The 13,299-nt window shown below is 73.2% G+C and carries 11 protein-coding genes and 1 riboswitch; of the genes, 5 read left to right on the top strand and 6 right to left on the bottom strand.

The genetic code is table 11. From position 1 onward, the window contains the following. Window positions 1-26 precede the first annotated feature (26 nt). Genes V8J39_RS17940 through V8J39_RS17930 form a run of 3 tightly spaced genes read right to left on the bottom strand, consistent with a single transcriptional unit; the run spans window position 27 to window position 3,948 of the window. Window positions 27-1,463 carry a glycosyltransferase family 39 protein gene (locus V8J39_RS17940; protein ID WP_336462320.1) on the bottom strand — a complete coding sequence of 479 codons (1,437 nt, stop codon included), beginning with the start codon at window positions 1,461-1,463 and terminating at the stop codon, window positions 27-29. Next, a complete protein-coding gene (locus V8J39_RS17935; protein ID WP_336462319.1) occupies window positions 1,460-2,926 on the bottom strand; it encodes a glycosyltransferase family 39 protein in 1,467 nt (488 codons plus the stop codon). The genes V8J39_RS17940 and V8J39_RS17935 overlap by 4 nt, the downstream gene beginning before the upstream one ends. Window positions 2,927-2,961: 35 nt before the next feature. Continuing rightward, complete coding sequence (locus V8J39_RS17930) at window positions 2,962-3,948, bottom strand: 2-hydroxyacid dehydrogenase (protein WP_336462318.1); 987 nt, start codon at window positions 3,946-3,948, stop codon at window positions 2,962-2,964. Window positions 3,949-4,331: 383 nt separating this feature from the next. Between V8J39_RS17930 and V8J39_RS17925 the strand changes: the two genes are divergently transcribed. Both V8J39_RS17925 and V8J39_RS17920 read left to right on the top strand, forming a co-directional pair. Next, the gene (locus V8J39_RS17925; RefSeq protein ID WP_336462317.1) at window positions 4,332-5,057 is read left to right on the top strand and encodes an SH3 domain-containing protein; all 726 of its coding nucleotides are present in this window, start codon (window positions 4,332-4,334) and stop codon (window positions 5,055-5,057) included. A gap of 202 nt (window positions 5,058-5,259) precedes the next feature. Then, window positions 5,260-6,150, top strand: coding sequence for a cation diffusion facilitator family transporter (locus V8J39_RS17920; protein ID WP_336462316.1), 891 nt, complete (start codon window positions 5,260-5,262; stop codon window positions 6,148-6,150). Window positions 6,151-6,243: 93 nt separating this feature from the next. Here V8J39_RS17920 and V8J39_RS17915 read toward each other — a convergent pair whose 3' ends face one another. The 3 genes from V8J39_RS17915 to dut form a co-directional block, all read right to left on the bottom strand. Then, complete coding sequence (locus V8J39_RS17915) at window positions 6,244-8,262, bottom strand: M3 family metallopeptidase (protein WP_336462315.1); 2,019 nt, start codon at window positions 8,260-8,262, stop codon at window positions 6,244-6,246. Window positions 8,263-8,318: 56 nt separating this feature from the next. Further along, window positions 8,319-9,407 carry a HesA/MoeB/ThiF family protein gene (locus V8J39_RS17910; protein WP_336462314.1) on the bottom strand — a complete coding sequence of 363 codons (1,089 nt, stop codon included), beginning with the start codon at window positions 9,405-9,407 and terminating at the stop codon, window positions 8,319-8,321. Between the two features lie 63 nt (window positions 9,408-9,470). Then, window positions 9,471-9,923, bottom strand: a complete 453-nt coding sequence (gene dut, locus V8J39_RS17905) for a dUTP diphosphatase (RefSeq protein ID WP_336462313.1) — start codon at window positions 9,921-9,923, stop codon at window positions 9,471-9,473. A gap of 232 nt (window positions 9,924-10,155) precedes the next feature. Continuing rightward, a riboswitch (cobalamin riboswitch) is annotated at window positions 10,156-10,342 on the top strand. A gap of 41 nt (window positions 10,343-10,383) precedes the next feature. On the opposite strand from dut, the gene V8J39_RS17900 reads away from it, so the two are divergent. Genes V8J39_RS17900 through V8J39_RS17890 form a run of 3 tightly spaced genes read left to right on the top strand, consistent with a single transcriptional unit; the run spans window position 10,384 to window position 13,294 of the window. After that, window positions 10,384-11,475: an ABC transporter substrate-binding protein gene (locus tag V8J39_RS17900; RefSeq protein WP_336462312.1), complete on the top strand. Its 1,092-nt coding sequence runs from the start codon at window positions 10,384-10,386 to the stop codon at window positions 11,473-11,475. Beyond that, complete coding sequence (locus V8J39_RS17895; protein WP_442902610.1) at window positions 11,472-12,533, top strand: FecCD family ABC transporter permease; 1,062 nt, start codon at window positions 11,472-11,474, stop codon at window positions 12,531-12,533. Before V8J39_RS17900 ends, V8J39_RS17895 begins: the two co-directional genes overlap by 4 nt. Further along, window positions 12,530-13,294, top strand: coding sequence for an ABC transporter ATP-binding protein (locus V8J39_RS17890; RefSeq protein ID WP_336462311.1), 765 nt, complete (start codon window positions 12,530-12,532; stop codon window positions 13,292-13,294). The genes V8J39_RS17895 and V8J39_RS17890 overlap by 4 nt, the downstream gene beginning before the upstream one ends. Window positions 13,295-13,299: the final 5 nt, after the last annotated feature.

Genomic DNA, 13,299 nt, shown 5'->3' with positions numbered 1-13,299 from the left:
TGCCGCGCCGGCGGGCCCGGCGACGCTCAGCCGCCGACCGGCGCGACGCGCAGGACGGTGACGTGCCGGGTCGTGCCCGGATCCTCGAAGCGATAGGGCAGGTCGGCCTCGATCCGGCCGGTGACCTCGGCCGGCGCGGTCCAGCCATGCTCGGCCAGGGCGCGGGCGATCGCGCCCGGGCTGTCGTCGACGTCGACCAGCAGCACCTCGGGCGGCGGCTCGGCCAGCCGGCGGGTGGAATAGGGCGGCAGGAAGGTCCAGCCCGGCCGCGCCAGCGCGAGGTTGCCAAGGTAGTAATGGTTGCCGACCAGCGGCGGCACCCCGCCCGGCTCGGCCGCTTCGATCGCCTCGGCCAGCCGCCCGATCTCGAGCGAATCGCTGCCGGCGCCGCGCAGGCGCAGGTCGGCGATCGCCACCAGCACCAGGCAGGCCAGCACGCCCGCGGCGGCCAGCACCCCGCGGCGCAGGCGCGCACCGGCCGGGCGCAGGACCGCCACCGCCGCCGCCGGCGCGATCAGCAGGAACAGCGGCAGCAGCCAGCGCGAGCGCACGAAGGCGACATCGCCCGCGACGATCACCAGCGCGACGATGCCCAGCCCAAGCCCGCCCGCGGCCAGCATCAGCCGCTCGAACGGCAGGGCGACGGGCCGGCGGCGGCTGGCGGCAGCGGCAAGCCCCAGCACCAGCGCCGGCAGCACGAGGCCCGCGACCGTCTCGCGCAGCAGCCGCACGAGGCCGTTCACGAAGGGCAGCGCCGGCACCAGCAGGTCGCCCTTGGCGAATTCCCAGGTGTCCTCGAACGTCGTCTCGGGCGAGGCGAGCAGCTTGGCATAGGGCAGCGCGATCACGGCAAGCACCACCAGCCCCGCCCCCGCCATCCGCCGGTCGGCCAGAAGCCCGCGCCACGACCGCGACAGCGCCATCGCCAGCCCCAGCGCGGCCGGCACCGCCCAGTAGTTCGGCTTGGCCAGCCCGCCCAGCCCCACCACCAGCCCCAGCAGCAGGAAGTCGCGCAGGCCCCGCCGCTCGGCCAGCCGCGCCAGCGCCCAGACCGTCGCGCAGGCCAGCGTCACCATCGCGATCGTGTGCGAATTCGAACGCTGCGCCTCCCAGCCAAGGTTCGGCAGCATCAGCATCGCGACCGTGCCGCAGGCGGCGAGCGCCGGCTCGGCCGCGCGGCGCAGCGCGCGGTACATCGCGGCATAGGCGACGAACAGCCACAGGTTCTTCACCGCGACCAGCCCCAGCGTGCCCAGGCCGAAGATCCGGAACGACAGGAACTGGCTCCATTCATAAAGCGGCGTCTGCGAGCCCTCGGCCAGGTGCAGGGTGCGCCCCAGCAGCACCATCTCGGCCTCGTCGGGCTCGAACGTGCCGCCCAGCGCGGTGCGCAGCGCGACCTGGGCCAGGAAATACAGCGCGACCGCCAGCAGGAAACGGCGGTCGAAACGGGTGTCGGTCATGGCGCCACTCCGGGCATGTCGACCAGCGCCCAGCGGAAGGGCATGGTCGCGTCGTCGGTCAGGTAGGGCAGCGTGAAGCTGCCCTGGGACAGCAGGCGGCCGGCGCCCGCGGGCCAGCCGGCCTGCACGATCGCGTCGCCAAGCTCGCGCGGCGTGGTCTCGCGCAGCAGGAACAGCACCGGCCCCGCGCCGAAGGCGCGCGCGACGAAGGGCAGCAGCGGCTTCACCTCGCGCCCCGGCGCCCAGCGCAGCAGGTTGCCGGCGGCATAGAACTCGACCGCCACCGGCACCGTCGGCGGGGCGATGCCCTCGACGATGGCGGGCAGGGTGCGGAAATCGACATCGCGGCGCGCGCCGGGCTTCCAGCGGTCGTAGCCCAGCCCCGCCATCACCGCGAGCCCGAGCAGAAGCGCAAGCCCGGCCGTGACCGTGGGCCCGCGCGGGGCGCGCAGCGCGGCCGCCATCACCATCGCGGGCGCCGCCAGCACCGCCACCGGCAGCATCCAGCGCGAGGTCACCGCGCCCATGCCCGCCGCCACCACGCCGATCACGACAAGGCCCGCCGCGATCGCCGCCGCACGCGCGAGCCAGGCCAGCCAGAGCGCGGCGTCACCGGCCGGCGCGGGCGCCCCCCGCCCCGCCAGCCGCAGCCCCCCTGCCACCAGCGCCGGCAGGATCAGAAGCGCGACGAGGCCCGTCGCCACATCGGGCAGCCCCGCGAAGCGCCCGCCACCGATGTCGAGCTTCGCGGTCGACGACAGCGCCACCCGCGCCTCGGCCACCAGCCAGGCCATCGGCGCCGCCATGACCAGCGCCGCGACCGCCGCCGCCAGCGCCAGCGCGCCAAGCCCCCGCGGCGCGAGGATCAGCCGGCGAAGTCGCGATAGTGTCAGCCCGGCCAGCAGAAGCGCCACGGGCACAAGCCAGAAGTTGTATTTCGACAAGCCGCCGATGCCGAGCGCCAGCCCGAGCGCCAGCGCATGGCGCCAGCCGGCCCGCCCCGCGAGCCCGGCGCGGGCCAGCGCCCCTGCGGCCCAAAGCGCCAGCGCCGCGGCCGCAAGCATGATGTTGGAATGGGTGGTGGCGCGCTCGGCCTCCCAGGCGATGTCGGGCACCAAGATCAGCGCCGCCGCCCCCGCCACCGCGATCCGGGCCGGCAGCCAGAGGCGGAACGCGGCGAAGGCGAAGAGACAGACGCCGGCCAGCAGCAGCTGCTTCATCAGCGACAGCGCGAACAGCCCGCGCCCGAACAGCTGGAACAGCCCCAGCTGCAGCCAGTTGTACAGCGGCAGCTGCGGTCCATAGCCCAGCCGCAGGCCGGGCGTCATCGCCACCATTTCGGCCTCGTCGGTCTCGTAGGCGCCGCCAAGCCACAGGCGCAGCACGACCTGCGCGGTGAAATAGGCCGCGACCGCCAGCACGAAGATGCGCGTCCAGCGACGGTCGGAAGCGGTAGCGGACATGGGTCACCCGGGCCGAGGAAAACCCGGGCCTTATCTCACAGCATGCCGGGAACGACCAGATCCGGGGGCCGGTGTCCGTCGGCGAAGGTCTTCACATTCAGGATGACCTTCTCGCCCATCTCGATCCGGCCCTCGACCGTGGCCGACCCCATGTGCGGCAGCAGGACCACGTTCGGCAGTTCGCGCAGGCGGGGATTGATCTCGGCCCCGCGCTCGTAGACGTCGAGGCCTGCGCCCGCGATCTCGCCCGCGCGGATCATCCGGGTCAGCGCGTTCTCGTCGATCACCTCGCCGCGCGAGGTGTTCACCACCACCGCCGAGGGTTTCAGCAACTTCAGCCGGCGCGCGTTCAGCAGATGGAAAGTCGAGGGCGTGTGCGGGCAGTTCACCGACACCACGTCCATCCGCGCCAGCATCTGGTCGAGGCTGTCCCAGTAGGTCGCCGCGACCTCGGCCTCGGTCTCGGGGCGCAGGCGCTTGCGGTTGTGATAGTGGATGTCCATCCCGAAGGCGCGGGCGCGGCGCGCGACGGCAAGGCCGATCCGCCCCATCCCGAGGATCCCCAGCCGCCGGCCGCCGACCCGGCCGCCGAGGAAGGCCAGCGGCTCCCATCCCTGCCAGCCGCCGGCCTGCATCGCGGCCATGCCCTCGGGGATGCGGCGGGTGACGCCGAGGATCAGCGCCATCGCCATGTCGGCGGTGTCCTCGGTCACGACGCCGGGGGTGTTCGACACCAGCACCCCGCGCTGGCGGGCCGAGGCGACGTCGATATGGTCGACGCCGGCGCCGTAGTTCGCGATCAGCTTCAGCCGCTCGCCGGCCTGCGCCAGCATCGGCGCGTCGATGTGGTCGGTCAGCGTCGGCACCAGCACGTCGCTGCCGGCCATCGCCGCCACCAGCTCGTCGCGGGTCATCGGCGCGGGGTCGCTGCGCAGGCGGCAGTCGAACAGCTCCGACAGCCGCGCCTCGACCGGCTCGGGCAGAGGACGGGTGAGGGTGACGGTGAGTCGCGGCTTCGACATGTTCAGGCCTTCCGGTTCTGCTGGCTGCAGCGACGCTGTGCTGCATGCGCGGCATCTTGCCCGAAATATTATTGCGCGCGCAAGCGGTCAATCTTGGCGAAACAGTCCCCCGACGTGACGGCGCCGCGGCGAGTCTACCAAGATTGCAGCAGGTTGCGGGCGGAAGTTGACGCGCCATGGCAGGCGCGTCAGTCGCAGCTTTGCAACGGTTCCCCGACCTCGTGCGGAATTGACCGCAACCGGCTGGAAATCTTTCGCGGGGGATGGTGTGATCGGGCCAAGCGACGCGGCCGGCTCCCGGCAAGGACCGGCCCGGGCGCCGGGCGACGGGGTCCGGGCCAAGATGTCGCATCCGGCAGTAGCGGACAGTGAGAGGGGGCGGCATGAGCATCCGTCTTGGTGGGATTTCTGTAAGCGTGGCCTGCCTTGCGGGCATGATCTGGGTGGCGGCGGACCATGTCCGTGCCAGCGACCACGCCCCTGCCCTGCCCGACAGCGCCGTGATGGCGGATGTCACGCCGATCCCGGATCCGGCCGTCACCGGTGCCCCCGGCGCCGCGGTCGTGGCGGCGCAGGCGGCACGGCTGCAGCAGGGTCAGGCCACCCCGTCCGAGGCGGTGATCGAGGCTTCGGCCGACCCGACGCTGGACACGATGGTCGAACTGGCGGCGGTCCGGCCCGAGAAGGGGTCGGTGACCAACCTGCCGGTGCCGCGCTATGTCTCGCTGAAGGCGTCCGAGGCGAATGTCCGCCGCGGCCCCTCGCTGTCGCACCGCATCGACTGGGTGTTCCGCCACCGCGACATGCCGCTGCGCGTGACCGCCGAATTCGGCCACTGGCGCCGGGTCGAGGATCGTGACGGCGTCGGCGGCTGGCTGCACTATTCGCTGATCTCGGGGGTGCGCACCGTCGTCTTCACCGCCGACAAGGCCGAACTTCACGGCAGCCCCGACGATGCCAGCGGCGTGCTGGCCTTCGCCGAGCAGGGCGCGATCGCCCGGCTCGACCAGTGCCAGACCGACTGGTGCGAGGTCACCGGCGCCGGCCAGGACGGCTGGGTCCGCAAGACCGAGATCTGGGGCGTCGACGCCCGCGAACGCTTCGAGTGATCCCGTCGAGTGATCCCGGGGCGCCCGCCGGGGTCCCGTCGCGCGACACATCCAGGGCCCACCGGGCCGCGCGCCCGAGGGGCGTGGCGATCCGCAGACGAACCGGCCGCGATAATCCGTCGCGGAACGGCCGAAGGGGCAAAGCCCGCTTCCACCTTCGGCCACAGGGCGCTAGAACGGCGCCTCTTTGCGGAGCGCTGCGATGGACAAGGCCCATACCCGACTGAACCTGATCGCCGGCGCGGCTTCGGTCGCGGTGGCGCTCGTGCTGGTGGTGGCCAAGCTCTGGGCGCTGGCGGCCACCGGGGCGCTGTCGGTCGCGGCCTCGCTCGCCGACAGCGCGATGGACCTGATGGTGTCGCTTGGCGGGCTGGCCGCGATGACCTATGCCGCGCGCCCGCCGGACGAGGACCATGCCTTCGGCCATTCCTCGGCCGAGGACCTCGCGGCGCTCGGGCAGGCGATCTTCATCACCGTCTCGGCCGTGGTGATCGGCTGGGCCGCCGCCGGGCGGCTGGTCGCGGACCAGCCCGAGGCGCTGGCCGCGCAGGCCGGCGGCATCGCGGTGATGGTGCTGTCGATCGTGCTGACCATCGCGCTGGTGCTGTGGCAGCGCCATGTCGCGGCCCGGACCGGCAACCGGGTCGTGGCCGCGGATTCGCTGCATTACATCGGCGACCTGCTGCCCAACATCGGCGCGATCGTCGCGCTCTGGGCCTCGAGCCGGTTCGGGTTGGGGCAGATCGACAGCGTGGTCGCGCTGGCGGCCGCGGCGCTGATGATCGCGGGGGCGCTGCGCATCGGCAAGGGCGCCTGGGACGCGCTGATGGACCGCCGCGCCGACCCCGCGCTGGTCGCCGCGATCGCCGAGCTGGCGCGCGACTGGCCAGGGGTGATGGGCTTTCACGACCTCAAGACCCGCACCGCGGGCAGCCGGGTCTTCGTGAACCTGCACCTGGAACTGGACGGCAGCCAGTCCCTGCGCGAGGCGCATGACATCGGCGCCGGGCTGCGCCGCCGGATCATCGAGACCTGGCCGCAGTGCGACGTGATCATCCACAAGGATGTCTGGTACGGCCCCGCCCGGTCGTGATCCGGTCCTGATCCGGTCCAGACGCGGTTCCCGCCCGGGACCCGCCCGGGACCCGCAGGCCGCGCGCCGGCCGGGCCGGCGCGCGGCGCGCGATCAGGCGGCGTCCGACAGGCCCCTGCCCTTCAGCAGCGCCTCGACCCCCGGCATCCGGCCACGGAACGCGGTGTAGAGCGCCTCGGCCGCCTCGCTGCCGCCCTTCGACAGGATGAAGGCCTCGAGCTTGCCGGCCGTGGCCGGGTCGAAGGCATCGCCGGCCTCCTCGAAGGCGGCAAAGGCGTCGGCATCCATCACCTCGGACCACATGTAGCTGTAATAGCCCGAGGAATAGCCGTCGCCCGCGAAGACATGGGCGAAGTGCGGTGTCGCGTGGCGCATCCGGATCGCGCGCGGCATGCCAAGCGCATCCAGCACCTCGGCCTGCTTCGCCATCGGGTCGGCCGGGGCCGGCCCCTCGTGGAAGGCAAGGTCCACCAGCGCCGAGGCGACGTATTCGACCGTCGCGAAGCCCTGGTCGTAGGTGCCCGCGGCCAGAAGCCGGTCGCGCAGGTCGTCGGGGATCGGCTGGCCGGTCTTCCAGTGCCGGGCATGGGTGGTCAGCACCTCGGGCACCTCGAGCCAGTGCTCGTAGAGCTGGCTGGGCAGTTCGACGAAATCGCGCGCGACCGAGGTGCCCGAGATGAACGGGTGGGTCACGTCCGACAGCATCTGGTGCAGCGCGTGGCCGAATTCGTGGAACAGCGTGCGCGCGTCGTCATAGGACAGCAGCGCCGGGTCGCCCTTGGCGAAGTTGCAGATGTTGACGACGATCGGCCGCACCTCGCCGCCCAGCTTGCGCTGGCCCCGCATGGTCGAGCACCAGGCGCCCGACCGCTTCGAGCCGCGCGCGAAATAGTCGCCGATGAACACCGCCATGTGGCGGCCGCCGCGCGTCACCTCCCAGGCGCGGGCGTCGGGGTGGTAGAGCGGCACGTCGAGCGCCCTGAACTCCAGCCCGAACAGGCGGTTGGCGGTGTCGAAGGCGGCCTCGATCATGCCGTCGAGCGAGAAGAACGGCTTGATCTCGTTCTCGTCGAGCGCGTGGTCCTTCAGGCGGCGCTTCTCGGAGTAGTAGCGCCAGTCCCAGGGCTCGAGCGCGCCGTTGATGCCGTCGTCATGCATCGTCGCCTCCAGCACCCGGCCGTCGGCCTCGGCGCGGGCGCGGGCGGGGGTCCAGACCCGCATCAGCAGGTCGCGCACCGCCGCGGGCGTCTTGGCCATCTCGGGTTCCAGCTTGTAGTCGGCGAAGCTGTCATAGCCGAGGAGCGTCGCGCGCTCCGCTCGCAGCGACAGGATCTCGGTCGCGATGGCGCGGTTGTCGGTCGGCCCGCCGGTCTCGCCCCGCGCGACCCAGGCGCGATAGGCGGTCTCGCGCAGGGCGCGGCGCGGCGAGAACTGCAGGAACGGCACGATCAGCGAGCGCGAGAGCGTCAGCGTGTGCCCCGTCCGCCCGCGTTCCGCCGCCGCCGCCACCATGCCGTCGACGACGAAATCGGGCAGCCCCTCGAGATCCCCGGGAGCGAGGTCGAGCGACCAGTCGCGCTCGTCCGCCAGCAGGTTCTGGGTGAAGCTGGTGCCCAGCACGGCCAGGCGCTTCTTGACCTCGGCCATGCGGTCGCGGTCGCCGCCGGTCAGCTCGGCCCCGGCGCGCAGGAACATGCGGTGATAAAGCTCAAGCACCCGGGCCTGCTCGGGGTCGAGCCCGAGCCCGTCGCGGCCGTGCCACAGCGTCTCGATCCGCGACCACAGCGCGGCGTTCATCGTCACCTCGGACGAGAAGGCCGCCATCTTCGGCGCCAGCTCGCGCATCAGCGCCTCGCGCGCGGGGTTCGAGTCCGCGCCCGACAGGTTGTAGAACACCCCCGCCACCCGGTCGAGATCGCCCTCGGCCAGCTCCAGCGCCTCGATCGTGTTGGCGAAGCTGGGCGCGGCCGGGTCCTTGGCGATCTCGCCGATCCGGGTGCGGGCGGCATGCAGCGCGGCATCGAAGGCCGGCGCGAAATCCTCGTCGCGGATCTGGGCGAAGGGCGGCAGCGCGAAGGCGCCGGTCCAGTCGGAAAGCAGCGGGTTGGTCATCGCAAATCTCCTTTGCCCCGAAGCTATGACCGGCGCGGCGGATTTGCCAGAGGGGCTCAGCCGTGCAGCCCGCCGCAGGTCGGGCAGTCGGGGCGGCGGCGGATGGCGATGGTGCGGTTCTCGCCCCAGAGCGCGTCGTAAAGCATCATCCGCCCGCGCAGCGACAGCCCGGCCCCCGACGCGGTGACGCCGCCCAGTTCCTTCACCGCCTCGAGCGCCATCATCGCGCCGACGACGCCCGGCAGCGCGCCCACCACCCCCGCGACGGCGCAGGAAGGCGCGAGGCCCTCGGCCGGTTCCTGCGGGAAGATGCAGGCGTAGCAGGGCGCGCCCGCGGCGGGATCGTAGAGCGAGATCTGGCCTTCCCACTGGGTGATCGCGGCCGAGATCAGCGGCTTGCGGGCGGCGACGCAGGCGGCGTTGACCAGAAGGCGGGTCGCGAAATTGTCGGTGCCGTCCAGCACGAGGTCATAGTCGGCGCACAGCCGCGCCGCGCTGTCGGCCTCCAGCCGGATCGGGTGCGCGATCACGGTGACGTGCGGGTTCAACGCCGTCATCTCGCGCGCGGCGCTCGCGACCTTGGGCCGGCCGATGTCGGCGTCGCGGTGGATCACCTGCCGCTGCAGGTTCGAGTTCGAGACCGTGTCGTCGTCGACGATGCCGATCGTCCCCACCCCCGCGGCGGCAAGGTACAGCAGCGCCGGCGAGCCGAGGCCGCCGGCACCGATCACCAGCACCCTCGCGGCCTTCAGCTTGCGCTGCCCCGGACCGCCGAGTTCGCGCAGGACGATGTGGCGGGCATAGCGGTCAAGCTCGGCCGACGAGAAAGCGCCCGCGGGCCTGTCCGAAGCGGGGTCCGGTGCTGCGGCGACGCGGGCGCGCAGCCGGGCGAGGCCCCCGCGATAGGCCAGCACCGCGGCCACGGCGAGGCCCAGCGCGAACCAGCCCGCCGCCGATCCGCCGATGGCGCGGCGCAGGCCCGCCCCCTCGGGCAGCACCAGATGCGCCGAGAGCGCGGCGAGCCACAGCAGCGCCAGCATCGTGGCCAGCACCCGGCGCGGCAGGCGCAGCGCCCAAGCCAGCGCCAGCAGCGCGGCGGCGATCGCGGCCACCAGCATCAGCGTCCCGCCCGGAAGGGCCGGCATCGCTCGGGCGATCTGGCGGCGGATTGCATGGGTGGTGGCCCCCTCGCGGTCGCGGCCCGGCGCTCAGCCGGTCGAGCCGAAGCCGCCGGCGCCCCGCTCGGTGCTGCGGCTGAAGCGGTCGACGACGGTGAAGCTGGGGCGCACGACGGGCACGAAGACCATCTGCGCGATGCGTTCGCCCGGCTGGATCTCGATCGGGTCCGCGCCGGGCGGGTTGCGGTTCCAGGCGCTGACGAAGATCTCGCCGGTATAGTCGGGATCGATCAGGCCGGTGCCGTTGCCCATCACCAGCCCCTTGCGGTGACCGAGGCCCGAGCGGGGCAGCACCAGCCCGGCAAGGCTGACATCGTCGAATGACAGCGCGACGCCGCTGCTGACCAGGGTCGCGGGCGCCTGCGCCTCGATGCGCAGCGGGGCCTCGATGCAGGCAAAGAGGTCGATCGCGGCGGCACCGGCGCTGTGGTACCTGGGAAAGCCCCACTCGGCCAGCCGCGCGTCCAGTATGATCAGTTCCATCCGAGCCCCTTGCGCCATGGCCAACCGATACAAAGCCCCCCCGCCGCAGGCAACCCGAATGTCCCTGCGGCCCGCGCGCCGGGCTGACCCCGCGCGGCGCAGGGAAAGCCGCTTGACGGCCCCCGGCCGGCATGATTGTTATATTATAACACTCATACGGATCACCCCATGCAGCTGCGCCTTGCCCACCATGCCCGCTTGACCCGCACCCCCGGCTCGGGCATCCCGGAACGGATGGTTTCCGGGCCGGCCAGGCCGCCCGGATGAAAAGGGAACGCGGTGAGGTGTAGCCATCAGGCGCCGAACCCGCGACTGCCCCCGCAACTGTGAGCGGCGAGCGACCCCCGATGCCACTGCGCCCTCAACGGCGCGGGAAGGCGGGGCAAGCCACGACCCGCGAGTCAGGAGACCTGCCATCCCCCATCAGCAAGCCCGGGCGGGGTGCCCGGAAGGAGCAGTCATGCGTGCCCATTCCCTGCGGCGGTCCCCGGCCCCCGCGTCCAGCCGTCTTCCGAACCGGGCGCCCGCCGCCCTTCCCGCCGCCCGTCCCGTCACCCTTGCCCTCGCGCTCGCCGCGCTGCTGGCACCCTGCGCACCCGCGCAGGCAGAGGGCACGCGCTATCCGCTGGAGATCGACAACTGCGGCCACCCGCTACGCTTCGACGGCCCGCCGGGGAACGTGGTCAGCATCGGCCAGGCCACGACCGAGATCCTGTATGCGCTGGGCGTCGCCGACCGGATGGCGGGCACCGCGCTGTGGTTCAACGACGTGCTGCCCGCCTATCGCGATGTCGATGCCGGGGTGCCGCGCATCGCCGACAACGCGCCCGGCTTCGAGGCGGTGGTCAACCGCCGCCCGGGCTTCGTGCCGACGATGTTCGAGTGGATGATCGGGCCGCAGGGCGCGGTCGGAACCCGCGCGCAGTTCGCCGACCTCGGCATTCCCGCCTATGTCATGCCCACCGACTGCGAGGCGAAGGACAACCTCACCGGCTCGGACGGCACCCGCAGCGCCGATTTCGACGTCGCCACGCTGTACCGCTCGATCGAGGAGATGGCCGCGATCATGGACCGCCCGGCCCGGGGCGCCGAGATCGTCGCCGACCTGAAGGCGCGCGCGGCGGCCGCCGTCGGCCGGGCGCAGGCGCTGTCGCTGCCCGACGCCTCGGCGGTGGTGTGGTTCTCGAGCGCGGATCTCGACCTCGACCCGTTCGTGGCGGGCCAGCGCGGCATCCCGGCCTGGATGATGCGCCAGCTTGGGCTGCGCAACGTCGTGCAGTCGGACGAGGAATGGCCGACCGTCGGCTGGGAGACCATCGCCCGCGCCGACCCCTCGGTCATCGTGCTGGCGCGGATGGACCGGCGCCGCTTCCCCGCCGACGACGTCGACAAAAAGCTGGCCTTCCTGGCCTCCGACCCGGTGACGCGCGAGATGACGGCCGTGCGCGAGGGCCGGATCGTGATCCTCGACGCCCAGCAGATGGAGGCCTCGATCCGGGTCGTCGACGGGCTTGAGACGCTGACCGCGGCGATGCAGACGCTGGCGCCGTGACGCTCGCGCTTGCCCCTGCGGCCGCGCGGCGGCGGCGCGGGATCGCGCCGCGGGTGCTGGCGGCGGCGCTGGTGCTGGCGCTGGCGCTGATCGGCGGCATCTGCATCGGCGAGACCCGGATCCCGCCGGCCACGGTGCTGGCGGTGCTGGCGAACCGGCTGTTCGACGCGGGCCTGCCGGTCGACCCGATCGACGCGGGCATCATCTGGTCCTACCGGCTGACGCGGGCGCTGGTCGCGGCGGGCTGCGGTGCGGGGCTTGCGACCTGCGGCGCGATCCTGCAGGCGCTGCTGCGCAACCCGCTGGCCGATCCCTACCTGCTGGGGATCTCGGCCGGGGCCTCGACCGGGGCGGTGCTGGTGGCGCTTGCGGGGCTGGGCGCGGGGGCGGTGTCGATGTCGGCGGGCGCCTTCGCCGGCGCGCTCGCGGCCTTCGCGCTGGTCGCGGCGCTGGCGCGGGCGGCGGGCGGCGGCGCGGGGCCGCGCGGCGCGGGCGTGATCATCCTGGCCGGCATCGCGGGATCGCAGCTGTTCCACGCGCTCACCACCTTCCTGATCGCGCGCTCGGCCAGCGCCGAGCAGGCGCGCGGCATCCTGTTCTGGCTCATGGGCAACCTGTCGGGCGTGCGCTGGCCCGACGTGGCGCTGGCGCTGCCGGCGGCGGGGCTGGTGCTGATCGTCGCGCTGGGCCACCTGCGCACGCTCGACGCCTTCACCTTCGGCGCCGACAGCGCCGCGGCGCTTGGCGTGCCGGTGCGGCGCGTGCAGGCCACGCTGATCCTGGCCACGGCGCTGGCCACGGCGGCGCTGGTGTCGGTCACCGGGGCGATCGGCTTCGTCGGCCTCGTGATCCCGCATGCCGCGCGGCTTCTGGTCGGGCCGCGCCATGGCCGGATGCTGCCGCTTGCGGCGCTGATCGGGGCGGTGTTCCTGATCGCGGCCGACGTGCTGTCGCGCATCATCGTGCCGGGCCAGGTGCTGCCGATCGGCGTGGTCACGGCCCTGGTCGGCGCGCCCGCCTTCGCGCTGATCCTGATCCGCGGGCGGTGCGCGCGATGAGCCTGGCCGCAACCGGCCTTGGCTGGCGCACCCGCGCGGGCTGGATCCTGCGCGACGTCGACCTCGCGCTCGCGCCGGGCGAGCGTCTGGGGCTTGTCGGCCCGAACGGCTCGGGCAAGTCGACGCTGCTGCGGCTGCTGGCGGGGCTCGCGCGGCCGAGCGCGGGCGAGGTGCGGCTGGAGGGCACGCCCCTGCGCCGGCTGGGGCCGCGCGCGGTGGCGCGCCGGCTGGCCTTCGTGCAGCAGGAGGCGCAGACCACCGAGCGCATCACCGTGCGCGACGCGGTCGAGCTTGGGCGCACGCCCTGGCTGTCGGCGCTGCGGCCGTTCTCGGCCGAGGACGACCGCATCGTCGCGCGCGCGCTGGCCGCGACCGACATGGCGGGCTTCGAGGCGCGCGACTGGCTGACGCTGTCGGGCGGCGAGCGGCAGCGGGTGCAGATCGCCCGCGCGCTGGCGCAGGAGCCGCGGGTGCTGCTGCTGGACGAGCCGACGAACCACCTCGACATCGGTCACCAGCTGGCCGTGCTGGATCTGGTCGCGGGGCTGGGGCTGACGACGGTGATCGCGCTGCACGACCTCAACCACGCGATGGGCTGCGACCGGCTGGCGGTGCTGCAGGGCGGCCGGATGGTCGCGCTGGGCCCGCCCGCCGAGGTGCTGACCCGCGCCCGGCTGGCCGAGGTGTTCGGCGTGCGCGCGACCACCCTCGTCGATCCCGAGGACGGCAGCCGCCACCTTCGCTTCCAGCCGCTGGGCTGAGCGCG

The organism is Frigidibacter sp. MR17.24, assembly GCF_037095655.1.
Taxonomy (GTDB): Bacteria; Pseudomonadota; Alphaproteobacteria; order Rhodobacterales; family Rhodobacteraceae; genus Frigidibacter.
Note: the sequence above shows the minus strand (reverse complement) of the source record. Positions and strands in the feature narration are given on the sequence as shown.